This is a genomic window from Nonomuraea sp. NPDC050328 (assembly GCF_044459405.1).
In the GTDB taxonomy this organism is placed as follows: Bacteria; Actinomycetota; Actinomycetes; order Streptosporangiales; family Streptosporangiaceae; genus Nonomuraea.
In genome coordinates this window covers 25,412-47,438 of the sequence record NZ_JBITIW010000020.1, presented here as the reverse complement: position 1 = coordinate 47,438, position 22,027 = coordinate 25,412, and the positions used below count along the sequence as shown (strand labels likewise).

Annotated in this window: 31 protein-coding genes; 2 read left to right on the top strand and 29 right to left on the bottom strand. The window is 71.3% G+C overall.

What is annotated here, in order from left to right; all coding sequences use genetic code 11:
* Positions 1–47: 47 nt before the first annotated feature.
* Together ACIBG7_RS43365 and ACIBG7_RS43360 are read right to left on the bottom strand one after the other, a co-directional pair.
* Positions 48–599 carry an NUDIX hydrolase gene (locus ACIBG7_RS43365; protein WP_397340121.1) on the bottom strand — a complete coding sequence of 184 codons (552 nt, stop codon included), beginning with the start codon at positions 597–599 and terminating at the stop codon, positions 48–50.
* Positions 596–1,726, bottom strand: coding sequence for an adenosylhomocysteinase (locus tag ACIBG7_RS43360; protein WP_397340120.1), 1,131 nt, complete (start codon positions 1,724–1,726; stop codon positions 596–598). Before ACIBG7_RS43360 ends, ACIBG7_RS43365 begins: the two co-directional genes overlap by 4 nt.
* Before the next feature lie 94 nt (positions 1,727–1,820).
* Here ACIBG7_RS43360 and ACIBG7_RS43355 point away from each other — a divergent pair, with 94 nt between their 5' ends.
* Positions 1,821–2,573, top strand: coding sequence for a GntR family transcriptional regulator (locus tag ACIBG7_RS43355; RefSeq protein ID WP_397340119.1), 753 nt, complete (start codon positions 1,821–1,823; stop codon positions 2,571–2,573).
* A gap of 163 nt (positions 2,574–2,736) precedes the next feature.
* Positions 2,737–3,087 carry a hypothetical protein gene (locus ACIBG7_RS43350; protein ID WP_397340118.1) on the top strand — a complete coding sequence of 117 codons (351 nt, stop codon included), beginning with the start codon at positions 2,737–2,739 and terminating at the stop codon, positions 3,085–3,087.
* Positions 3,088–3,280: 193 nt separating this feature from the next.
* Here ACIBG7_RS43350 and ACIBG7_RS43345 read toward each other — a convergent pair whose 3' ends face one another.
* The 27 genes from ACIBG7_RS43345 to ACIBG7_RS43215 form a co-directional block, all read right to left on the bottom strand.
* On the bottom strand, positions 3,281–3,559 hold the full coding sequence (locus ACIBG7_RS43345) for a holin (RefSeq protein ID WP_397340117.1): 279 nt from the start codon (positions 3,557–3,559) through the stop codon (positions 3,281–3,283).
* A 92-nt stretch (positions 3,560–3,651) separates the two neighbouring features.
* A complete protein-coding gene (locus tag ACIBG7_RS43340) occupies positions 3,652–4,410 on the bottom strand; it encodes an N-acetylmuramoyl-L-alanine amidase (RefSeq protein WP_397340116.1) in 759 nt (252 codons plus the stop codon).
* Between the two features lie 29 nt (positions 4,411–4,439).
* Positions 4,440–5,021 carry a hypothetical protein gene (locus ACIBG7_RS43335; RefSeq protein ID WP_397340115.1) on the bottom strand — a complete coding sequence of 194 codons (582 nt, stop codon included), beginning with the start codon at positions 5,019–5,021 and terminating at the stop codon, positions 4,440–4,442.
* The gene (locus tag ACIBG7_RS43330; protein WP_397340114.1) at positions 5,018–5,596 is read right to left on the bottom strand and encodes a hypothetical protein; all 579 of its coding nucleotides are present in this window, start codon (positions 5,594–5,596) and stop codon (positions 5,018–5,020) included. The genes ACIBG7_RS43335 and ACIBG7_RS43330 overlap by 4 nt, the downstream gene beginning before the upstream one ends.
* 4 nt (positions 5,597–5,600) lie before the next feature.
* On the bottom strand, positions 5,601–6,497 hold the full coding sequence (locus ACIBG7_RS43325; RefSeq protein ID WP_397340113.1) for a hypothetical protein: 897 nt from the start codon (positions 6,495–6,497) through the stop codon (positions 5,601–5,603).
* 8 nt (positions 6,498–6,505) lie between these two features.
* Complete coding sequence (locus ACIBG7_RS43320) at positions 6,506–6,892, bottom strand: hypothetical protein (protein WP_397340112.1); 387 nt, start codon at positions 6,890–6,892, stop codon at positions 6,506–6,508.
* Positions 6,889–7,233, bottom strand: coding sequence for a hypothetical protein (locus ACIBG7_RS43315; protein ID WP_397340111.1), 345 nt, complete (start codon positions 7,231–7,233; stop codon positions 6,889–6,891). The genes ACIBG7_RS43320 and ACIBG7_RS43315 overlap by 4 nt, the downstream gene beginning before the upstream one ends.
* 7 nt (positions 7,234–7,240) lie before the next feature.
* Positions 7,241–7,561, bottom strand: a complete 321-nt coding sequence (locus ACIBG7_RS43310) for a hypothetical protein (RefSeq protein WP_397340110.1) — start codon at positions 7,559–7,561, stop codon at positions 7,241–7,243.
* Positions 7,558–7,986 carry a hypothetical protein gene (locus ACIBG7_RS43305; protein WP_397340109.1) on the bottom strand — a complete coding sequence of 143 codons (429 nt, stop codon included), beginning with the start codon at positions 7,984–7,986 and terminating at the stop codon, positions 7,558–7,560. Before ACIBG7_RS43305 ends, ACIBG7_RS43310 begins: the two co-directional genes overlap by 4 nt.
* The gene (locus ACIBG7_RS43300) at positions 7,983–8,459 is read right to left on the bottom strand and encodes a hypothetical protein (protein WP_397340108.1); all 477 of its coding nucleotides are present in this window, start codon (positions 8,457–8,459) and stop codon (positions 7,983–7,985) included. Before ACIBG7_RS43300 ends, ACIBG7_RS43305 begins: the two co-directional genes overlap by 4 nt.
* Positions 8,460–8,529: 70 nt before the next feature.
* Entirely contained in the window at positions 8,530–8,937 is a 408-nt protein-coding gene (locus ACIBG7_RS43295; RefSeq protein WP_397340107.1) for a hypothetical protein, read from the bottom strand.
* Between the two features lie 16 nt (positions 8,938–8,953).
* Positions 8,954–9,475, bottom strand: coding sequence for a hypothetical protein (locus ACIBG7_RS43290; RefSeq protein WP_397340106.1), 522 nt, complete (start codon positions 9,473–9,475; stop codon positions 8,954–8,956).
* A complete protein-coding gene (locus ACIBG7_RS43285; RefSeq protein ID WP_397340105.1) occupies positions 9,475–9,990 on the bottom strand; it encodes a hypothetical protein in 516 nt (171 codons plus the stop codon). Before ACIBG7_RS43285 ends, ACIBG7_RS43290 begins: the two co-directional genes overlap by 1 nt.
* Before the next feature lie 9 nt (positions 9,991–9,999).
* Complete coding sequence (locus ACIBG7_RS43280) at positions 10,000–10,512, bottom strand: hypothetical protein (protein WP_397340104.1); 513 nt, start codon at positions 10,510–10,512, stop codon at positions 10,000–10,002.
* Positions 10,512–12,968, bottom strand: coding sequence for a hypothetical protein (locus ACIBG7_RS43275; protein ID WP_397340103.1), 2,457 nt, complete (start codon positions 12,966–12,968; stop codon positions 10,512–10,514). Before ACIBG7_RS43275 ends, ACIBG7_RS43280 begins: the two co-directional genes overlap by 1 nt.
* Positions 12,968–16,279, bottom strand: coding sequence for an NlpC/P60 family protein (locus ACIBG7_RS43270; protein ID WP_397340102.1), 3,312 nt, complete (start codon positions 16,277–16,279; stop codon positions 12,968–12,970). Before ACIBG7_RS43270 ends, ACIBG7_RS43275 begins: the two co-directional genes overlap by 1 nt.
* Positions 16,260–16,526, bottom strand: coding sequence for a hypothetical protein (locus tag ACIBG7_RS43265; protein ID WP_397340101.1), 267 nt, complete (start codon positions 16,524–16,526; stop codon positions 16,260–16,262). The genes ACIBG7_RS43270 and ACIBG7_RS43265 overlap by 20 nt, the downstream gene beginning before the upstream one ends.
* Positions 16,527–16,540: 14 nt before the next feature.
* Complete coding sequence (locus ACIBG7_RS43260) at positions 16,541–16,957, bottom strand: hypothetical protein (RefSeq protein ID WP_397340100.1); 417 nt, start codon at positions 16,955–16,957, stop codon at positions 16,541–16,543.
* A 17-nt stretch (positions 16,958–16,974) separates the two neighbouring features.
* The gene (locus ACIBG7_RS43255) at positions 16,975–17,457 is read right to left on the bottom strand and encodes a hypothetical protein (RefSeq protein ID WP_397340099.1); all 483 of its coding nucleotides are present in this window, start codon (positions 17,455–17,457) and stop codon (positions 16,975–16,977) included.
* Positions 17,458–17,460: 3 nt separating this feature from the next.
* A complete protein-coding gene (locus ACIBG7_RS43250; protein ID WP_397340098.1) occupies positions 17,461–17,781 on the bottom strand; it encodes a hypothetical protein in 321 nt (106 codons plus the stop codon).
* Positions 17,782–17,792: 11 nt separating this feature from the next.
* Entirely contained in the window at positions 17,793–18,299 is a 507-nt protein-coding gene (locus ACIBG7_RS43245; protein ID WP_397340097.1) for a hypothetical protein, read from the bottom strand.
* A 28-nt stretch (positions 18,300–18,327) separates the two neighbouring features.
* A complete protein-coding gene (locus ACIBG7_RS43240) occupies positions 18,328–18,774 on the bottom strand; it encodes an HK97 gp10 family phage protein (RefSeq protein ID WP_397340096.1) in 447 nt (148 codons plus the stop codon).
* Positions 18,774–19,214 carry a hypothetical protein gene (locus ACIBG7_RS43235; protein ID WP_397340095.1) on the bottom strand — a complete coding sequence of 147 codons (441 nt, stop codon included), beginning with the start codon at positions 19,212–19,214 and terminating at the stop codon, positions 18,774–18,776. Before ACIBG7_RS43235 ends, ACIBG7_RS43240 begins: the two co-directional genes overlap by 1 nt.
* Positions 19,214–19,762: a hypothetical protein gene (locus tag ACIBG7_RS43230; RefSeq protein WP_397340094.1), complete on the bottom strand. Its 549-nt coding sequence runs from the start codon at positions 19,760–19,762 to the stop codon at positions 19,214–19,216. The genes ACIBG7_RS43235 and ACIBG7_RS43230 overlap by 1 nt, the downstream gene beginning before the upstream one ends.
* Complete coding sequence (locus tag ACIBG7_RS43225) at positions 19,740–20,093, bottom strand: hypothetical protein (RefSeq protein ID WP_397340093.1); 354 nt, start codon at positions 20,091–20,093, stop codon at positions 19,740–19,742. The genes ACIBG7_RS43230 and ACIBG7_RS43225 overlap by 23 nt, the downstream gene beginning before the upstream one ends.
* 3 nt (positions 20,094–20,096) lie before the next feature.
* Positions 20,097–20,525 carry a hypothetical protein gene (locus ACIBG7_RS43220; RefSeq protein WP_397340092.1) on the bottom strand — a complete coding sequence of 143 codons (429 nt, stop codon included), beginning with the start codon at positions 20,523–20,525 and terminating at the stop codon, positions 20,097–20,099.
* A 32-nt stretch (positions 20,526–20,557) separates the two neighbouring features.
* On the bottom strand, positions 20,558–21,943 hold the full coding sequence (locus ACIBG7_RS43215; protein ID WP_397340091.1) for a phage major capsid protein: 1,386 nt from the start codon (positions 21,941–21,943) through the stop codon (positions 20,558–20,560).
* Positions 21,944–22,027: the final 84 nt, after the last annotated feature.

Sequence of the window (22,027 nt, the reverse complement as noted above, 5' to 3'; positions counted from 1 at the left end):
GATGAAGCCCCGCTCCAGGTCCGGAGCGGGGCTTCATCGTGCCGGGGTCACACCGCCGCGAGGGCTTCCTCGAGCGCGCGGGTGGGCAGGTCGGTCGTCGGCCGCCAGGCGTAGTCGACGATCTCCTCGGCCTGGATGACCACCTCGTCGGTGGTGGCCCAGAAGGCGAAGCGGAAGTCGGCGTGCCAGTGGGCCGGCTCGCCCTTCGCCGGGTTAGCCGGAATCTCGTGGATGTCGAGGTCCACGGGCGCGATGATGCCCGCCGGCGGGGAGACCGCGTGCCGCCACGGGATACCCGTCTCCTCCTCCAGCTCCCGCAGCGCGGCCCCGTAGAGGCTGACGTCGCCGGGCTCGACATGGCCGCCGGGCAGAAGCCACCGGTCCAGCACACGGTGGTGGATCATGAGCACCTGGCCGCGGTCGTTGCGGGCGGCGGCGCTGGCGGTGACGTGCAGGGGGAAGGTCGAGCGAGATGCGAGGTCGCCGGCCGATGGGTCGTCGAGGGCCTGGAGGAGGCGGGTGGCGGTGTGAAGGCGGCCGGGGTGGGCGGTGAGGTAGAGCTCCAGCATGCGCGAGATCTCGTCTCGGGTCACGGTCATGACCCCCCATCGAAATACGTGAGCCAGGCCCCTGCAATCGACTGCCGGGTATCGGCGGGAACATCCCACATGCCCGCGTCGACCGGCTGCGAGGCGATGAGGGCGGTCGCGGCGAGGATCTCGGCTTGGACGAGCAGGATGTAGGAGCCGACGCTCGCGCCGTGCAGGAAGTTGACCGCGTTGCCGTCGGCCAGGACGTAGAAGTAGTGGCCGACGGCCGCGTATCTGGTGATGTGTGGCTCGACGGCCGTGCGGGTGTAGAGGCCGGTGAGGGAGGACAACTCCAGCTCGTCATCGCTGCTGGTGACGCTGGCGATGTAGGCGCCGTTGGCGACGCGGCGAAAGTCCTCCTCCTTCAACGCCATGTTGCCGGTCGCGCACACCACGAGCCCGGCGCCGGCGAGCGCGTCCGCCAGGGCGGGGGCGGTGCGGTAGCCCTGGGACAGGGCCTGGACGCGGCGGACGGGGTCGATGTCGAAGACGGTGACGCCGACGTGGCGGGAGTGGAGCATGGCGGCGATCGAGCGGCCGAGCTTGCCGTAGCCGATGACGCACGCCGGCCTGCCGTTGAGGATGTCGTCGCGGGAGCGGACGAGGGCCTCGGTGCTGAAGACCACGCTTTGGCCCACCAAGTAGTCCTCGGGGTCCTTGAGGGGGCTGCGGGCGACGGAGTAGACGGGCACCGGCGTCTTGTCGAGGGCGGCGTAGCGCTGGTGGCCGTTCTCGGTGTCCTCCACCACACCGAGCAGGCGGCCGGAGAAGCGGGCGGCCAGGTGCTCCAGCGCTGGCGCGAAGTAGCCGCCGACGTCGAGGAGCACGAGGTCGCGGCCGGCGGCGCGGGACTCGACGTAGGCCAGGACGTGCTCGGGGTCGGCGAAGGCGTCGCGGTCGAGGGTGTCGGTCTGCCAGGTGCGGCCGACCTCGCGCAGGGTGGGCTCGTGGATGCTGCGCGGTTTGGGCAGGACGGCGACGATGTCGCCGATGCGGGCGACGCCGGCGAGGAAGACCTCGCGGCCTGGGAGCAGGTGGGTGATGGCGATGACGGCCGGGCGCTCGCCGTGGTGGTGAATGTCGGCGACGCGCCGGAAGAAGGCGCTGACGCGTCCGCGCTCGTGCACTTCTAACATGATCCCTCCGAATAGATAGTTACCTATTCGGAGGATGGGCTAGGGTGACCCGACCGTCAATAGATAGTGATGTAATGGCCCTGAGGTGATAGCGATGGCTCTCTGGCACCAGGTCGCGCAAGCCCTGCGCGAGGCGATCACGACCGGCGTCTACCCGCCCGGCTCCAAGATCCCTCGCGAGGAGGAGCTCGAAGAGCAGTACGGCGTGAGCCGTACCACCGTGCGGCGCGCGGTCGCCCAACTCACCACCGAGGGCCTGCTCACCCCCGTACGTCGCGGCGGCACCACCGTCCGCCAGCCCGCCGAACGCTCCACACTCACCCTCGACACCCAGGTCTGGCGCGACGAGCTCGGCTACTACTTCAGCCAGACCGTCCAGAACCTGCGAGCCCTGCAGCCGCCCACCGTGAGCGAGGGCCCCTGCCCGCCCGACGTCGCCCCGCTGCTCGGCCTCGCGGTCGGCGACCCGGTCGTCATCCGTGACCGTGTGATGGGCGATCCCGAGAGCGGTCGCGTGGCCCAGCTCGCCACGTCCTACCTTCCGTCCGACCTCGCCGTTGGCACCGTGCTGGCCCAGGCCGACACGGGGCCCGGCGGCATCTACGACCGGATGGAGACCGACCTCGGCTGGGGCCGGCTCGACTGGGAGGGCGTCATCACCGCCCGCGCGGCCACACCGGAGGAGACGAACCTCCTGCAGCTCGCCCCCGGCGTACCAGTCCTGTGCGTCATCCGCACCACCATCGCCACCGCCGGCGCGGCCGAGGGCCGGGTAGTCGAGGCCAACATCACCTGCCGCGACGCCTCCGGGTTCGAGGTGCGCTACCCGATCCGCCGTACCCCATAGGGCTCCCAGGGGTAGCCGCCCACTTCGATACTTCGGCTATCGCCGAGCGAAAGCGAAAGAAAAGCGCGCGTGCATAGCGTTGCAGGCGTCCCTCAGGCCGAAGGCGCTGGATGCGCAATATCGCCAGCGGCAAGCCTGGACCCCTTCAGAGTTAGGTGAGGATATGAACGTCAAGGAGAAGTTCGCCGTCGCTGCGGCGGTCGCAACGCTCGCGATGTCCATCATGGCCACTCCCTCCAGCGCTAGTCCCCTCCAGACCGGCTCGCAGGCCTCCGCCGGGAGCAAGGCTGCGTGCGAGGTCCAGCACTACTTCTACACCGTTGAGTACGCCAGAAGGGTGGACCTTACCAACGAGTGCACCTACACGCGCTACGTCTGCATCAACAAGCCTGTGTCCGCGGACTCCGGGCCTCACGCCGTCGCGGGAAGATCGACGAGGACCGTCTCGTACGCGACTTGGCCCGAGCCGACCGCCAACGGCGTCTACTACGCGGCCTCTTCCACCAGGTGCTGAGCTTTGATTCCCACCGTTAAACCCGTAATTCAGAAATAGGCCGCATCGGAAACGATCAGCGCCTAGCGCTGAAAACGGTCCGCAGCGAGACGTCTCCATACGCAACTCGGGCCCAGGCTCTTAGGCCTGGGCCCGAGCAGCCCGGTTGGTTAATGTCTGACCGACTCCCATGCATCGGAGCCGGTCTGGCCGTCTACCGCAGCGGGTACGGCCCGGCGTTGGGGGCGGCCGAGTGGGTGGTGAACCCGGCGGTCGTCGGGTCGCTCGTGGTGGTGCCCGCGATGAGCGACAGCAGCAGAGAGACCACCGCGGCGCCGGCAGCGACCGAGCCGACGGTTGGCCACGCGATGTCTGCGATGCCGACAGCGCCGGTGCCAACGGTGGCCACCGCGGCGGACGCGCCGGCGCGCACCATGCGCTCGGCGGCGTCGCCCCAGAACTGGCCGGTGAGAAGTCGTCGGGGTCGCTTCATGATCGCCTCATTTCCGGTTGGATTTATATAACTGCGGGGGCGTTCGCGCTGTTCGGAAGCGCGTATCAGGTACCGCAGGAGGAGCGGCTCGATCACAGCCGCAGCAGTTCGGGCCAGGTCTTCGGCCCCACGATGCCGTCGGCCTCCAGCCGCTTGGTCTCCTGGAAGTCCGCCACGAGCGCCGCGAGGCCGGCGTCGTAGTCGGTGCCGGAAAGCCATTCGGCCAGCCCGGCCGAGCTGCCGTACGCGGAGGTCGGCACGTGGCCGCGGGCGTACAGCAACGCGCGCACGGTCTTGACGTCGTAGCCTCGGTCGTCGAGAGCGAGGGTGGGCAGGTCCTTCACGAGGTCCTCCGTCCAGGAGCCGCCGGCGGCTCCGTCATCGGTGGTGGGCATGCCGGCGCGCACCCAGGCGCGCAGCCGGTCTCCTGGGCAGTCGGTCGAAAACCGGTCGCTGTGGCACAGCGGCCGCAGCGTGCGGCCGGCCCGCCGGCAGGCCTCGACGTAGAGGGCGCGGATCGTCCGCAGGGCCGCAGGGGTGGGCTTGTCGTCGCCGATGTACGCCACGGCGATCCCGCTGCGGTTGTGCCCGGGGCAGTGGGCGCCGACGGTCAGCCAGCCGCGCCCCTCGTAGAGGGTGCCGTCGTCTCGGACCAGGAAGTTGTAGCCGATGTCGCCCCACTTGCGGCCGTCCATGTGGAAGTTCTGGATCGAGCGCAAAGACTGCGACGTCGGGCCGTAGGTGTGGTGGACGAAGAACTCGGTCCGCTCTCGCCAGGAGACGGTGTAGCGGCCCGAGGGCCGGGGTGAACGGGCGCCCCACTGGCTGCGGGCGACGATGGACAGGGACATGTGTGCCTCCAGGGGTGGTCGGCAGGCGGTTACGCGATGCGCCAGAGCCAGCCCCAGGCGCCGGCCTGGATGGTGATGGTTCCGGCGCCGGAGTTGCGGGCGAACTGCGGCGCCAGGAGGCCGCCGGTGGCTCCGATCTCGGCCGAGCCGTAGATGCGCCACGGCGTCGGCGCGTTGGCTGCCTGGACGAACGCCGGCGTGTTGAAGTCGCCGAACGCCGCGGTGCAGCCGTTGTGCCAGGTGTTGGCGCCCACGCCGATGTGAAGGTGGAAGTTGCACATCAGGCCGGTCCCGGCGGCGGACGGGCCGTTGACGCCGGCGGCGATGAAGCAGCTGGTCGACGAGGTCGAGTAGGTGCCGGAGAACTCGAAGAGGTAGACGCCGCCGGCGTCGACCGGCAGGGCCAGGCCGGTCATGTCGGCGAGCGTGGTGGTGCTGTTGGTCAGCGCGGAGGTGACGCGTCCGACCGCGAGCTGGTGCAGCAGCTGGCTGCCGCCGTCGGACCCGCGCAGCCCAGGCCCGGCCGGGAGCGCGCCCAGGGCGCTGATGCCGGCGGCCGGGGTGGGGACGGACGCGGCCTGGCGCAGCAGCGCGGCGGCCAGCAGCTTCATCCGACGGCCCAGGCGTAGCCGTAGGCGCCTGCCGCGATCGTCACCTGCGAGGCTGCGACCTCGGACCGGAGGCGCAGCTGCAGGAGGCCGGCGGCCGCGGTGTGGATCCACCCCCACACCTCCCATGGCATGCGGGTGGCGGCCGCGCTGGCGGTGCCGAGGATGGCGGTGTTGTAGGCCGTGACCGCGCCGAGCATGGGCGTCTGGTTGGTGTGGGCGATGTGGATGTTGGCCAGCAGGCCCTCGGCGCCGAGCGTCGGCCCGTTGACGGCCAGGCCCAGGCCGGTGGTGGCGGCGGCCGCGGTGTACTGGCCGGAGAAGCGGAACATGTACCGTCTGCCCGACTGGAGGGCCAGGCCCAGGCCGGTGGCGTCAGCCAGGGTCGTCGAGTTCGAGGCGACCGCCGAGGTGGCGCGGACGGGGGTGGGTCCGGCGGCGAGCAGCCGCTCCACGCCTGCCGAGTCCTCGGTGTAGAGCAGGTCGCCGGCGCGGGCCGACACCGCGGTGTAGCCCGCGGGCGGGGACGGCGGGCTGGTCTGCTGGGCCAGCTGCAGCGCGGTGAGGGCGCGGGGCATCGGCTCAGCCCTGGATGACGGCGCGGTACTGGCCGGACGTGGGCGCCGTCGCGAAGTTCAGTCGCACGGTGTTGACGTCCACTCGGCTGACGTCGGGCAGCACCGTCTCGCGGGACCCGCTGTTGACGAAGACCTCCACGCACACGTCGAAGGTGCCGAGGTTGTGGGTGATGTCGATCTGGGTGGCGACGCCGTCGCCGACGTTCGCGGCGACGTGCCGGGACACCACGCCGGTGTCGACCGCGACCGCGTCGGCGGCCACGCTGATGCCGGTTCCGGCGCCGACGGCGAGCGCCGATCCGCCGCCGCCGGTGAGGCCGGCGCCCGCGGCCGCCGCGGCGATCCGTACCGCGTCCGAGCTGACCTCCAGCCCGGCGCCTGCGTTGACGTTGAACGTGCCGGCCGGGGACTCGGTCAGGCCGTCGCCGGCGACGTAGGCGGTTCCGCCGCCGCCGAGCTGGCTCCAGGCGAGGGCGTCGGTGCCGACGGTCGCGGTGTCGGCGGTCTGGATGTAGACCTTGTCGGCGTTGACGGTGCCGGAGGTGACGGTGACGGCGACGCCCTTGCCGTCGCTGCCGGCGGGCATGTCCGCCGCTCGGGCCGGGGCGCCGGAGGCGGCGACGATGTAGATGCCGTTCTCGCTGGCCGTCGTCTGGTTCTTGATCAGGATGCGGTCGCCGGTGGCGAGCGTGACGCCGTCGACCACGTCGCCGTTCTCGTACGCGCTGGCCAGGGTGGCGTTGGCGGTGCTGGCGGCGCGTACCGCCTGCTTCCAGTTCAGGCCGCGAGCGACCTGGTCGACGTACTGTTTCGTGGCGGCGTCCGTGCCGGCGGACGGGTCGCCCAGGGCGACGATCCGCTGGTTGCCGAGGTCGAGGCCGTTCAGGACCTTCCGGGTCATGGGCGCTCCTATCCGATGAGGGCCGCGCCGGAGAACGGCGCCGCGAAGGTGATCACGGTGGTGTTGAGGTCGGGGTGGGCGACGTCGGCGGTCACCTCAGTCCCGGTGTCGTCGATGACGGTGACGTGGACGCGGCGGCCGCGGCCGTGCTCGATCGTCCATGTGGCGGCGGGCACGCCCGCTCGGTCGTAAAGAAAGACGTCGCCCCCGGCCGGCCCGGGCGGGCCTGGCGGACCGGCGGGGCCCGGCTCTCCCTGAGGGCCCGGCGGTCCTTGCGGCCCGGCGGCCGCCAGCGACACCTCGTTGACCGGCGGCGGCAGCGCCTCGACGGAGGTGGGCGGCTGCGGCGAGATGATGATCTCGTACGGCGGCTGCGGGTCGACGGTGGGACTCACCGGGTGACCTCGGGGTCGACGGTGACGGCGCCCTTGAGGAGCCGCTCGACGTCACCGTTGGGCCAGACGAGCTCCAGGTCGTAGAAGCCAACCCACCAGGTCATCGCCGCGGTCTGGGCGGCGGTGATGACGATGTCGATCACGCCGGGCGGGCCGGGCGTGATGGTGATCCCGGCCGCGGGCGAGCTCGTCAGCTCCAGCAGCACCGCCGGCGAGGCGACGCTCTCGCGCACCTGCATGCGGGCGGTGCAGCCGGTCAGGTCACGGCCGGTGAGGGTGAGCGTGGTGCGGTAGGTCGCGCCCTGCTCGATCGCGATGTTGTACGGCGTGGCCGGCATCATGTGCTCCTCAGGGCCCGGACAGACGGGCGATCTCGGTCCGGGCCACGGCGAGCTCGGCGCGCAGCACCGACACCTGCTCTGCCAGGGCTTGGATCTGTCGCTGCTGGTCGGCCTGGGTCTGCTTGAGGTCGGCGTTCTCGGCTTTGGTGGTGTCGAGCTCGGTGCGGAGCATCAGGACGACCTTGTCGGCCGTTTCGACCGCGACGGAGTCGGTCTGCCGATCGAGCTGGCGAAGCTGCCGGCGTCGGCTGAACGCCATGATCGCCTGGACGATGCCGCCGCCTGCGGCGACTTGGGCGATCGAGACGAGGATTTCGCTCCACGTCACGCCTCCCCCCTCTCCTGGCTTTCCTGCGTGGCCCGGGCCAGCCGCTGGAGTTGGCGTACCTTGACCAGGCAGCCGATCGTCAGTGCGCCGGCGATGATGCCGGCGGCCAGGCCGTGCGCGCCGAGGCCGACCACGACGGTGATCGAGTAGAAGGCGTAGCCGCCGCACATCAGCCACAGGCCGGGGATCTCCAGCTCCGAGTGGTGCCAATACAGGCCGAAGATCTTGAGTAGCCCGCCTGCGGCGAGCTCGAGCCCCCACAGGTGCGCGACCGGTCCGGCAGCGCCGCGCAGCGAGTTGGTCATGCCCTGGGAGACGGCCTCGCCGACGATGAGGCCGAGCACGCCGAGCACCACGGCGCCCGCGCCCGCCGAGGTGCCGAAGGGGTTACGCCTGAGCCGGTCGCGGCGGGTCGGCGCGTTCACGGCAGGACCGGGTCACGCTGGTAGGAGATCTTGAACTCGGCGAGCGTCAGCTTCACCGACGTCGGCGCGTTGTGCCGCACCATGAGCGCGATCGGCGTCTCCGGGTGCACGAACATGGCCCAGGCCTTGGCGATGTACTGGCCGCCCGGGGTGATCGCCCGGTCTTCGGTGCACGTCGAGTCGTACCCGGTGCTGAGGTTGAGCGGGTCGCGCACGAACCGGTCGCGCAGCTCGGTGTAGTCCTCGGCCTCCCAATACATCAGCGCGTACAGGTGGGCCCAGCCGTCGTGCTTGGGCCAGATCAGGCCCGACCGGGCGTCGGGGTAGGCCGACATCGGCCCGTCCGGCTGCGCCGGCTGATGCATGCCGTGCGCGTCGTACGGCTCGCTGCCGTACGGGAACCGCACGATGTAGTAGTCGCCGACGGGGATGGTCTGCTCGCCTGCCAGCAGGCTGCACACGTAGTCGCCCATGATGGAGCTCCTTCCGGGCCGGGATGGGGGTGCCGCCCGCCCAGCGCCCTCACGGGGACGGGCGGCACGATCAGGGGTTGGCCGGCCGCTGCGAGGCGGGCTGGCCGCGACCGCGGTCGACGTCGACCACGCGCACGACGACGAGGAACTCGCCGGCCTCCTCGTGCTCGGGCGTCTGGACGACCTCGGCGGTGATCGGCTTGCCGTACACGCGGGCGGCCTTCACCGCCTCCTCGATCGCGTCCTCGTGGCCGGTCGCGGCGGGGAAGCCCTGCTTGTAGACCTGGCCGATGGTCGCGCCGGAGGCCTCCAGCTCGTCGGCGAGCGCCAGGACGTCGTCGGCCTTGCGGTGGTCGACGCGGCCGCCGGTACGGCTGAGCAGTCGGCGGCCGCGGCCGCCGGGCTGCTTGGCCAGCCGCGTGACGAGCGCGGCCACCTCTTGCGGCGTGCCGGGCTCGTAGTCGCGTTTGTCGCTCATGCCGGTGCCGGTCCTCTCAGGTGGTGAGGCGTCGGAGCCGGAGCATGGATCCGGCGCGCAGGATCGTGGGGGTGGCCGAGGAGATGTTCTGCGCCCACCGCAGCCGGAGGGTGCCCGCGGTGCCGCCGATCCGGAGCACGCCGCGCGGCATGCAGACCAGCCCGACGCCGGCCCCCTGCGTTCCGGGGGCAGGCAGGGAGGTCAGGGTCTGGTAGGTGCGCGACACGGCTCCCGACGTGGCGGTCGCTGTGGAGGCGAAGGAGTCCGACATCCAGTCGAGGGTGGTCCCGGAGGGGGCGAGCCAGCCGACCTTGAAATCGCCGCCGGGCTCACCGGCGCCCTCGTAGATCAGATACGCCTGCAGCCAGTAGTCGGTGCCTGCCTCCACCTCGACGAACAAATGGTCATCATTCTGCATCGTGGTGCTTGAGGCGATCGACTCGTCGGCGGCCTTGATGACGTGGACCTGCTGCAGCGGGTACCGGTTCAGGTCCGAGGCCGGCGGCCGCTCGCCGTCGGCCCAGTCCTTGATCGGCATCAGGGCACCATCCGGGAGATCATCAGCATCGAGCGGAGGAACACCCGCGTCGCCGTGGCCGAGCTGGTGCCCTGCGCCCAGCGCAGGCGCAGCGTGCCCGCCGTGGCTCCGACGCGCAGCAGCCCCTCGGGCAGGGCGAGCAGGTCGGTGCCGGCGCCGACCGCGCCGACGATCTCGTCCTGGGCGGCGGTACGGCGGCGCCGCCACAGGTCGTCCGCCGTGCTCGTAGCCGCGGTGGCGAGCCCGTTCGAGGTCCACTCGAAGGTGGAGCCGGACGGCACCGACCAGCCGAACTTCAGGTCGCCGCCGGTCGCGCCGTCGTACCGGATCATCGCCTCCACCCAGTAATGGGTGTTGGCGGCCACGTTGAGGAACAGATGGTCATCGTTCTGCAGCGTGGTCGAGCTGGCGATGGACTCGTCCGACGGCTTGATGACGTGGGCGCGCTGCTGGAAGTACCGGTTGATGTCGGCCGAGCCGGGCGGCTTGCCCACCTCGAAGTTCTTGATCGGCACCCCGGCTCCCTATGCCTTCAGCCGGGTCAGCATGAGCATGCTGCCGGCCTTGATGGTGACGTTGGTGCCGGCGCCCGCGGTGCTCTGTGCCCACCGCATCCGCAGGTCACCGGCGGTGCCCAGCACGCGCAGCATGCCCTTCATCGCGCAGATGGCATCCGAGCCGGCGCCGCCGATGGTGGCGATGCTGCCGATGCCCAGCGCGGTGCGCGAGATGCGGTCGACGGCGTCGGCCGCGCCCAGAGCGAGCCCGTTGTTGGACCACTCCATGGTGGCGAGCGCCGGCCCGGTCCAGCCGAGCTGCATGTCGTTCGCGGTGGGGGCGTTGTAGATGACGAAGCACTCCATCCAGTAGTCCGTGTTCGCCTCCACCGGCAGCACCAGGTGGTCATCGGCCTGCACGACTGCGCTGTTGGTGACGACCTCGTCGGCGGGCTTGAACACGTGCATGCCCTGCACCCAGAACCGGTTGAGGTCGGCCGCGTATCCGACCTCGTCGTGGCCCCACGTCTTGAACGCCATCAGTACACCAGCGCATTCGTGTCGACCCGGCCGAGCGTGGGGTGGCCGAGCGTCCAGAAGTTGCCGCTCTTCTGCGCGGACTGCAGCTGCCAGATGGTGACCCAGCGCGGCTGCCCGCCGCCGACGCCGCGGATCTCGTGCGAGACGCCGCGGATGATGACCTCGCGCACCACCGGGTCGCCGCCGCCGACCGGCCGCCGGTCGATCTCGATCCGGTCGCCGATCCTGCGGCCGAGGATCTGCGGGAACAAGTTGACCGGGTCGGCCTGGCCCCACACCTCCAGCGAGTCGAACCGCAGCTCCGGCTCCTTGGACACCGACAGCAGCCACTGCGCGGCCGAGAGCGCCTCGGCGTCCGACTGCATGATCAGGTCGGTGCGCTCGTAGGTCTTCGTCTGGTTGTACTCGGCGATACTGGCCGCGTCGATCGCGACCTGGGCGGCCGAGCCGCCCGCCCGGGTGATGCGCACCTCATTGGCCATCTGCTGCCGGTCGTAGGCGATACCGACGTCCTTGTACCCCAGTCGGCCGGAGGCCTCGCCGCCGGGCCCGAAACGCGCCTGCACCGTGGTGGTCCGCTCGTCGGTGAGGATGGCCTGCCGGTTGCGGAACACGACATCGCCAGAAGCGTTCTGGTAGAGCTCACCGATCTCGGTGTCAGCGACCAGCTGCAGCTCCGACAGGCCGCTGCCCTCCAGCGTGGTGGCCTGCAGCGTCGAGCTGCCGACGTCGATCTGCCGGGCCCCGACCGGCCAGCCGACCGAGTCGAGGATGCGGTGCACCCGCGCGCCGGAGTCCTCGCCGGCACCGACCGCGGCCACCGGCGCCCGATCGTTGCCGGCGATGATGTCCAGCGCGTCGGTGCACGGCACGGTCACCTCGCTGTCGTAGGTGCCGCTCCAGCTCACCAGCCAGTCGTCTGCGAACCCGGTAAACAGGTCCTCCGACATGCTGGAGCCTCGGCTGCTGGATGAGGCGTGGGCCGTACCGGACCAGGTGCAGCCCGGCTGCGCGCCGTCGCAGTACGGCGTGGCCGCCGCGGCCTCCTCGGCCTGGACGGCGTCGAGGAAGGCGACGATCTGCCCGTCGGGCAGCGTGCCGTCGGCGATCACCTGGATCTGAACATTGGCCAGACCGGCCGACAGCACCGCGGTACGGCTGACGCGGCACCAGGTGTCCGGCTGCAGCCCGGCCGTGGAGACCGTGGCCACGGCGACGCCGGTCGCGCCGATGCGCACGCCCGTCACCTTCGCGTACGCCGCGGCGGGCACGTAGATGTGGGCCGAGATGGTGACGGTTTCCCCGACGGTCGCGCCGGCCGCGACACCGGAGATGGTGACGCCGTACTGGGCGGCCGCGGCCGTACGGCGCACCTCCAGGCTGTAGCCGCCGGTGCGGGAGACGTCCGGGACGCGGGCGATGGCCGAGCCGGCCAGCGCGGCCCAGCCGCTCGTGTCGACCTCCAGCGACGGGTTCGTGATCAGGTTCGTGGTGGGGGTGAGCGGGAAGACGGCGCGCAGCCTGATGGGGCGGCCGGGCTTGACGCGGGTGCCGGTGCCGGCGCCGACGGAGGTGAGCTGCTTGGCAGCCAGGGCGCCGGTGGTGAAGCTTCCGGACTGGGTGTCGCCCCACTCGGCCCAGCCCTCCTCCTGCGGCGGCATCCAGTTCGCGCCGCCCTGGGACTGGCCGGTGCCGGCCGAGGCGCCCACCAGGCGCAACTCCAGGTCGTCTGCTGCGTGCGGCGTGGTCGACGGGGTGTTGAACACCGCCGCCTCGCTGTTGGACTGCGAGAGCACGATCTCCGACGACAGCGGGTCCCAGTCCCGCACCGCGATGATGAAGATGACGCCGTCGGCGCCGGAGTTCTGGGTGAAGCCGTAGGTGGCGGGCTCGGCGCCGCCGGCGGTCTTGGCCCACACCTTGCTCTGCAGGGTGTCGTCGCCCTCGGTGCGTGAGGCGATCGGCGTGCCCCAGCCCGCGCCGCCGGTCGGGTTGCCGAGGTCGCCCAGCGTGCCGACGTCGGAGAACTGCACGGCGATCAGCCGGTGCCCCGCCGCGGTGCCCGAGGGCTTGTCCACGGTGGTGCTGCCGGTGGTGCCGGTCGCCTTCGAGGAGACGTTGACGATGGACGCCTGGGTGCCGGCGGCCGACTTGATGTCGATGGTCCAGCCGTGGCCGTACACCTGGGTGTGGGTGCAGGTGAACTGGTGGACTCCGGACTCGCCACCGCCGCCGCCCTCGACGTACGGGCCGGCCAGATTCGTCGGGTCGAACCGCCTGTCCCGGTTGTCGAGCGTGATCGTCGTGGTGCCGGTGTCGTAGCGGACGATCGGCGCCTCCACCCGCGAGACACCGCTCCTGACCAGCGCGCCACGCAGCCACGGCGAGATGTCCGACCACGTCGGCTCCGTGAACTGGCACTCGGCGATGATCTGCGGGTACAGCGGCGCGGACATCAGGTGGGCAGCTTCCTCTTGCTGCGCTGCATGTACGGCTGCAGGCTCTCGTAGATCTCCCGGCCGATCTCGTGCTTGTTCGGGTGGTTCGGGATGTGGAAGTGGTTGTGGATCGTCAGGCCGAATCCGCCATGGTCGACCGGGCCGCCGCCGTCGCGCATCTGCTGCTGCGTGAAGACGTACTCCGGCTGCCCGGTCCCGTTGTAGTAGGTGCCGTAGCCGGGCGGCATGACGCCGCCCTCGTCGAACTTCCACGGCGGCATGCCCCACCAGGCCGAGCGGGCCGGGACCTCGCGCACGCGGGCGCCGGTGAACGGCGCCTCGATGATGCGGCCGGGCCGGTCGGAGGCCATGAAGACATGGCCCGCGTGGGGGAAGCCGAACGCGCCCGGGCGCGGGCCTGGGATCCGGTTCACCCATGGCGCCTGGCTGTAGGTGGTGCGCGGCGACACCCTGCCGGTGGCCTTGTACCAGGCGTACTGCATGAGCGAGCTGCAGTCGAAGCCGCGGATGTTGGCGCCCTGGGCGAAGCCGTAGGACGGCCCTGCGGGTCCGCCGCCGCCCCAGCTGTACGGCACGCCGAGCTGGCTGCGGGCCGCCCTCACCGCGCGCTTGCCGGGGCCGCCGACGACCTCCTCGACCTTCTTCACGGCGCGGTCGGCGATCCGGTCGGCGATGCGGTCGATCCGGTTGTTGGCGGTGGTCACGGCCCGGCGGATGCCGGGCATGACGTTGATGTCGCCGCCGGCGATGATGCCGCCGTCGGCGAAGCCGCGCACGACGCCGCCCGGGTCGCCGGCGAGGCCCAGCTGCTTGGCCACGGCGGTGACGCCGCCGCGGCGCGCGGCTCCGTTCGCCCTCTCCACGTAGTCGCGGCCCACGGCCTTGACCCACTCGGGCCGCATGACGGCCTCGCCGCCGGACAGCGCCAGCCGCCCGCCGGTGGGGGAGACGAACTGGTGCACGTCCTTGCCCGGGGTGTAGCCGGGCAGGACGCCGCCGGTGGCGTAGCTGCCGCCCCAGCCGGGCGCCCAGACTTTCCCGTCGGCCGAGACCTTGATCCGGATGTTGCGGTCGCGGATCGCCCGCAGCGCGGCGTTGATGTCGCCGGGCAGCGTGGTGTAGCGGCGGATCAGCCGGTCGATCGCCTCCTTGGACAGCCCGGCCTTGGACATCACGCCGCGCAGCCGGTCGATGTGGGTGGCGAAGACCCGGTTGGCCTTGTCGACCGAGTTGGTCTCTTCCTTGACCTTCGAGGCGTGATCGACCGCGGAGCGGATCGCGTCGATGACCAGCTTGTTGTTCTCCCGGCCGACCTTGTTGTTCAGGTTGAACTTGCCGGTGCGCTGGTCGATCTGCAGGTTGTTGCGCTTCAGGGCGCCGGACAGGCCGTCGAGCGCCTCGTGGAAGCCGATCGCCGCCATGTCGGCGTCGCCGCTCAGGCTGCGGAAGCGCACGAGCTGGGTGTTGAGGAGCGCGACGTCGGTCCAGGCTCGGCTCGCGCTGCCGCCGACCTTTGTGATGCCGGCAGCCACGGAGTTGCTGGCCTGGGTCAGCTTGGGTTCGGCGGCGGTGAGCCGCTGGTATTGGGCGGCGGCCTCGGACAGCTCGCTGTTGGTGCCGGACACGGCGTTGCTGACCAGGAGTGCGCCGCCGACGAGCTGCTTCTGCCCGGTGGCGAAGCTGCCGACGCGGCCGGCGCCGACGCGCAGTTCGACCGCGTGCGTCTGCAGCTGGGCGTTCAGCTGGCCGAGGGCGGCCTTGTTGCCGAGCGCGGCGTCGGTGACCAGGGACAGGTTGATGCCGAGCTTCTGGGCGGCTTGGTAGACGCCCTCGGTCTCCAGCGTGTTCTTCACCTTGCTGATGGCGTCGGCGTCCAGGGCGCCCTTGTTGCGGTACAGCGCGTCCGACAGGTCCGCGACGCGGGCGGCGGACTCGGCGTTGCGGTTGGCGAAGATTGCCAGCGCGGTCACGCCACCGGCGATGGCCAGCCCCCACGGGCCGGCCGCGGCGAGCATCCCGGCGACGCCGGCGAGCCGGCCGCCCATGCCGCCCCGGCCGCCGCTGGCGCGGTCGGCGACCTCGCCCATCCGGTCGCGGAGCCGGCCGAGCGGGGTGTCGGCGTCCCGGCTGGCCGCCACCATGTGCAGCACGCCGGAGGCGAGACCGCCCATCTTCCCCGCCAGGGGGCCGACGACGAGCGCGAGGGCCAGGCCCTGCGTGACGACGTCCCGCAGCGGACCGGGCAGCGACGTGAGCAGGGAGGCGACCAGGCCGAGCGGGCCGGTGACCAGCGGCAGCACGTCGCCGACGTCCCCGAGGACGTCGCGTAGCAGGCCGAGCGCGTCGGCGATGGCCTGCTGCCCGCGGGCGGTCTTGGTCCACGCCTCGAAGCGGGCGGTCACCTTCTCGATGGTGTCCAGGACGCCTTCGCCGTCGTCCTCCATCCGGCCGAAGATCGCGCCCATAGCGCCGCCGACGTTGCCGGTGATCCGGCCGAGCTGGGCGAGGGTGTCGCCGGCCCGGTCCACCGTGCTGGTGAGCTTGGCCGCGCCGCGCTCGCTGGCCACGAACCCGGACGCGGCCTTGATGCCGTTCGTCCCCCAGGCCGCCATGCGCTCGGCCAGCGGCAGGCTCGCCACCGTGAGGCGGGCGACCAGGCTCAGCGCCGGCCGGGTGGCGCTGGCCAGCAGGCCCATCGTGCGCGACGTCGCCCCCAGCGTCGCCGCGGTGGCGCCCCGGGCGAGCGGGGTCTTGGCGAAGCCGGCCGCCTCACGGGCGGCGCGGTTGGTCGCTCCGGCGATGTCCAGCATGCCGCCGCGCACCGTCGGCAACAGGTTCCTCGCGACGGGCTGCAGCTGCCGGTCCAGCCGGCTGAACAGCTGCTGTTGCACCGCCTGCTGGATCGGGTCCCACATGCCTTTGAGGCCGTTCGCCTCCAGGACCAGCCGGCGAGCAGACGGGCTCAGCTTGGTGAGCGACTTTTGGAGTGCGTCGGCGTCTCCGGACGCGACGGCCTCGAACGCGTCGCCGAGGCCGATCACGCCGACCTTGAGCGCGGCCGTGGCGGTCTTCGCGATCGCCATCGCGCCGGGCAGGGCCATCACGGCCCCGGCGGCGGGCAGCAGCGCGCCCACGAGCGCGGTGGCGCCGCCGGCCAGGCCGGTCAGTCCGGCGCTGACGGCCATGGTCCGGCCGAGCTTGCCGAGCCTGCGGTCGATGTCGGCCAGCGCCCGATCGGCCCTCTTCAGGCCGCGCTCGTCCAGGTCGACGCCCAAGACGATGCGCAGGTTACGCATCAGGCTCGGCATCGGCGTCCTCCTCTCGCAGCTCGTAGCCCTCGACCGGGCGCGCTGCCCATGCGGCGAGGAAGTCGCTGGCCTCGTACGTCTGACCGTTGCGCTGCGGCTGGAAGATGTTGGTCAGCCGGGCGACGATGCGCGCGGCCGCCAGGTCGAGGCGGGCCTCGACACCGACCGGGCCGTACACCTGCTCGAACGCCTCCCACTCGGCGAGCTCGCGTGAAGAGATGCCTTTGAGCAGCTGTGCGACCGGCATGCCGAAAGCGAGCGCTAGTCGGAAGTGAAGCTGGCGTCGGGGGTTTCGTCGAAATCCTCGATCAGCTCCCGCGCCTCGTCGTCTTCGCCCAGGCCGGAAAGGACGAGCGCGACCTCGCCGAGCTGCTGGAGCACGTAGCCGGGCATCTGCGACACCTTCATCACGTCGCGCCGGTCGAAGACCTCGCTGCCGTCCTCGTTGATCGCGCACGTGACGATCAGCATCGCCAGGGTGTGCTTGGACTGGCGGCGTGTCTTGCCTTTGACCTGGACGGAGGAGTCCTGCCACTCGGTGGACTCCTCGCCGGTCATGCCGCGCAGCCGCATCGTGCCGATCACCTCGCCGTTCGGCGGCTTGCGGATCGGCACGTCCTGCCATGGCAGGTCCGCTGCGACCTGGAACAGCTGGTCGCGGGTGAGAAGGTTCGTCATGAGGGCGCTCCTGTGTGTTAGGCGGGGATGGCGATGTTCTGCGCGGGCTCGTCGGTGATCGCGAAGCTGAAGACGCCGACGACGGCGTCGCCCATCTCGAACGGCTTACCGACGCTGCCGACCTGGATGGGGAAGTTGTCCATGCGCCGACCGGGGACGTCGCCGGCGTCCATGCGCAGGATGTAGCCGATGGTGTCCTGCGGCATGAGCTGGCGGGCGTCGTTACCGGACGGGTCCAGGTAGATCGTCAGCGATGAGTCCTCGGCCTCGATGTCGCCCGTGATCTTGCTCGTGAAGCGGGAGTTGGCATCGGGGGTGTTGACGAACTGCGTGCTGGTGGTGAACCCGCTCCAGGCGGCGACCTGCTTGGTCAAGTCCGTCCCTGAGTTGATCTCGGCTCGGGTGACCAGGCTCTTATTCGCGATGGTCGCCACGAAGATCCATTTGAGGGAGCCCTTCGGGTAGTACCTCTGGACGGCGGCAATGGGTGTTGCGGGCATCTGCTACTCCTTCGGGTCCAAGTCCTTGGCGCGCTGACGCCGCGGTTTGCTCTCCTGGTCCGGCTCCGCTTCGGAGGCCGGCGCGACGTTCTGATCCCGGTCCCGGGCCTCCACGTTCGGGTCGGCGGGCAGGAGCAGCCGCTCGGCCATGTCGGGGTCGATGCCGCCGTCGACCAGGATCTGCAGCGCGTGGGCGCGCAGATCGGTCGGCTCGGCCAGACGCCAGCCGGCGCGCTGGTGGTGGGGCAGCGCCGAGGCGGGCACCGAGGCCACGACGCCGGGCTGGCCGGGATGAACGATGTCGATGAGCTGCAGTTCGGGCATGGTGTGTGCTCCTAGGAGGCGGCGCCGACGAGGACGACCTCGTACTCGACGGTCGTGCCGGCGCCGCTGTTGACGAGGTCGAGAAGGTCGCCGGTGCCGGGGGTGACGACGGCACCGGCGGCGCTGGGGTCGTACCAGAAGAAGATGCCGCCCGGCCGGATCGGGAAGCCGTCGCCTGCGGCGAGCGCCCACGGCACGCCGTTGCTGGCGGGCCGGATGATGTTGACGTTGTTGACGTTCGCGGCCGCCGCCCGCACGAAGATCATTTTTAGGCGGGCGAACGTCAGCCCCCCGCCGAAAGGGCTCTGCAGTGCCGAGCCGGCCAGGTCGAGGCTGTCGGTCGCCGACGCGGCGATGGTGCGCCGGTCGGCCCAGATCATGTCCGCCTGGCCCGCGCCGGCACCCTGCGCGAACGTGATCTGCTGAGCGATCTTGAGGAGGGAACTGGGCGTCGACAGATCGAGCGGCGATGTCAGCTCCGATTCGAGCTGGAGCAGGGCCTTCAGGCCGAATGCCATCAGGGTGTCCTTTCGTCGGGGGTCCGCGTCAGCGGAAGCCGTGCTTGGCGGCGGCCATGTCGACGGCCGCGGCGATGTCGGTGTCCATGGCGGCCATCGCCGCCCGGGCGGCGGGGAACAGGTAGGGCCGCGACCGCTGACGCACCCAGCGGCGGCGCTGACCGAAGACGGGGTGGCGGAACCAGCCGGCCTTGCCCAGGTGCTCAAGCGCGCGACCGTGGGGTGCCCGGCGCTGGTCGACCTCCAAGATGACGCCGGGCCGGCGGGCGGTGAACGACACCCGCAGGCGGATCGCGCCGGGGATCCGGGTCGACCAGGCCGCGTTCGACCGGGCCAGTGTCCGGGCGCGTTCGCCGGCCTGCCGTAGCGGCCGCCGCAGTTCCGTGCGGAGGTCGGCCGGGAATCCGTCCTCGAAGCTGCGGATGAAGCGCCGCAGCTCGTCGGTGCCGTGGCCCGGCCGCGGGCGGGTGGCCATCACTCGGTCCAGGCGTCGACGTTGACGACGAACTGCAGGGTCGCGGCTGCGCCCTCGTTCGTCTGCTCCTGGGCGAACGACTCGGTCGACAGCTCCGCACGGGCGACCAGGCCGCCCAGGGTCGGGTCGGCGGCCAGCTCGCCGGCGAGCGCGCTGACCATCTCGTAGACCCGGTCGCGCACCTGCTTGGCGTCGGTTTCGCCACGCAGCGACGAGGCGAGACAGGTGATGGCGTACGCCTCGTGCTCGGGCAGCGTGGCCGCCTGCTCGCGCGTACGGGTCGAGGTGACCACCGGCTCGCCCGGGAGGCCGGTGAAGCCGACGAACACCACGTCGGGCTCGACCTCAAGCGGCTGCCCGTCGACCACCTGCACCCCGGGCAGGGCCTTCGCCCACAGCGACAGCAGCGCGTCGAGGACTGCGGGAACCGTCGAGATCATCAGGCGATCCCTGCGGTCTGCTCGCCGAGCAGCTCCATCGCGCGGTGCGGGAGGGCGAAGCCCATCGCTGGCGTCCACGCCTGATCGCTACTGCCGGTGAACCGCTGGTCGCGGCTGCCGCGCTGTAGCTCCCACAGGTGCTGCACGGTGATCAGGGCGGCCATCCGTACGTGCGGCGGGATGCTGGGCAGGCCCGCCACGTAGGAGATGGTCAGCTGGCCGGGCTCCCAGATGCTGGGCGACCCGGCCGCCAATCGGGTCAGCACGCCGGAGGTCCTATCGAGCCGCCAGCCGTCGGCGGCGAGCTCGCCGCCGACGGCCAGGCCCACGGAGGTGACGGTGAGGACCGGGGCGTGGGCCAGGACGATCGCCCGGCCGCCGCCGGCGTACACCTCCGTGTGCGGCGTCGGAAGGACCGCGCCGGCGATTCGCTCGATCGGCGCGGTCACCGCCTCGATCACGCGCAGGATCTCCGCATCGGTGGCGGAAGCGGACGCAGCGCGGTTCAGCTGCGCCCTGGCCTCCTCAAGCGTGACCAGCGCCGTCACCGGTCCGCCTGCCCTTTCTTGCCGGGACGGCCCGCTCGCGCGGCTCGTTGTCGACGGCCGTCTCCTGCTCGCCGCCGCCCGCTTCCGACTCCGACTCCGGCGGCTCCGCGGGCTCGTGCTCGTCGGGGTCGACGGGGTCGACGGGGTCGACGGAGGCGCCCAAGCGGCGCAGTTCGACCTCGACCTGGGCGGCCCGGTCGGACTTGCCGTAACGCAGATAGCCCTCCCGCTCGCGGCGCAGCGCTGCGATAGTGGCCTCCTCCGGCGTGGGCAGCTCGACGTAGTCGATACCGCCGGTCCGCACCGAGCGGACCGGGACCTGCTCCGGCATCGCCTACGACTCCTTCTTCTTGGCCGCGCGCTGGCGGGCGGCGGCGCTCTTCCTGCTGTCGGCGCCGGATTCGGCCTCGGACTCGCCGGCTGCCTCCTCGGCCTTCTCCTCGGTCTTCTCCTCCACCCAGGCCGTCAGGCGCTCCTCGGCCTCCTCGGTGGTGGTGCCGTCGTAGTCCTGCGCCCGCTCGACCGCCTTGTCGCGCTCGGCCTGGACGTCCGGGCCCGGCGTGGCCAGCGGCGCACCGTGGATGACGCTGCCGGCCGCAGCCCGGTCGGCCGCCGCGCGCCGGTTGTCGTCCAGCTGCTGCTCCGACTGGCGCGTGCCGTCGGGGTGGACGTAGCCCTCCTCGCCCGGCCGCGGCCAGTCGCGGTCGTCCTGCTGCTGCTGGGCGCGCTCCGGAGCCGGCTGTGCGCCCTCGATCTCGGCCATACTCGTTCTCCTTCTCGAACGTCGGCGGATGCTCAGAACGTGGGCGTGACCAGGCCGGTCCCGCCGATGACGCTGATGCTCTTCGGGTAGCGCTCGCTGTGCAGCGCCAGGTAGTTGTAGAAGCGCAGCAGCACGCTGAGCTGGTCGGCCTTGGTCTCGCGGAAGGCCTCGCTGCGCGGGGTGCCCTCGAAGAGGATCACGTCGGAGCTGCGCGTCACGATGATGCGGTCCTCGTTGGTCGCCGCCCCGAGGTTGATGGGGATGTTCGGGTCGACGAAGACCGGCAGGCCCTGCATGCTGCCGACGAAGCCCTCACTGTTGATCTCGCCGACGGCCGCGAGCACGTTCTGCGGCGCGTTGGCCGCCGGGGTGACGAGCGGGCGGCCGGCCGAGTCCAGCGCCGACAGCAGGAACGCCCATCGCCGCGGGTGCATGAAGATCACGTCAGGCGGCATGAAGCGCCCGGTGTGGACCTGCTGGATGCCGTCGGCGACCTTGCCGTACAGCTCGCCCGCGGTCGGCGAGGCGTCGGTGTAGGTGACGGCATTCTGGCCGGTCACGTTCAGCAGGCCGCGCTTGCCGGCGGCGTTGTTCGTCAGGACGAACACGTCCGCCTTGATCGCGTAGTCGGCGGCCAGGTCGGCCAGCAGCACGTCGTCCATGTTGATCGGCGACTGCTCGATCAGCTGGAGGCTGACCACCTGCTGACCGGCGATCGTGGTGACCTGCGCGGTCACCGAGTTCGTCGTCGCGTCGGTGTTCTGCACCGCGGTGTTCTGCGTCGCCTGCTCGGCGACCGCCGTGCCGGTCGCCAGGCGCGGCAGGTTGATCGAGTCGGTGCCGATGGGCAGGGGCAGCGACCGCAGCCGGTTGGCCACCACGCGCGAGGCGCGGGCCAGCGCCACCCACTCCTCCATCATCCACAGCGGCGGCACGAACTCGCCGCCGGCGCCGTCCGTGGTCGACAGGGCGCGCTTCTCCAGCTCGGCGTTGACCTCGCGCTGGTTGCGGACCAGCCGGTCGGTCGCCTCGCGCGAGCCCTGCAGCTGAGCGCGCACCAGGTCCTTGAAGTAGGAGGCGGTGCCGCCCTTGCGGTAGGTCGCCGGCTCGGCCGTGACGCTCACCCCGGACGCCTTCTCGCGCTGCTCGCCCGTCTGGCCGTACTGGGCGGCCAGTTCCGCGACGCGCTGCTCGCGCTTGTCGTCCTCCTCGAGTTCGGCGATGCGCTTACGGCGCTCCTCGATCTCCTCGTCCTTGGCCTTGAGCGCGGCGCGCTTCTCGGCGAAGTCGGTGCTCTCCTCGTCGTTCAGGTCGCGCTGCTCGGCCCGGGGCGCCGTGAGGACGGCGTCCAGTTCGGTCTTCAGCTCGGCCCGCTCTTCCAGCAGCTTCGTGAGCTGCTGACGCAGGAACTCCAGCACGGAGCCCCTCCTTTCGATAGGTGGGTCGTGCCGTCGTCCGTCGGGGTGGTGGCCGTGCGTGGTGGCGGCAGCGAGGGCCGCTCC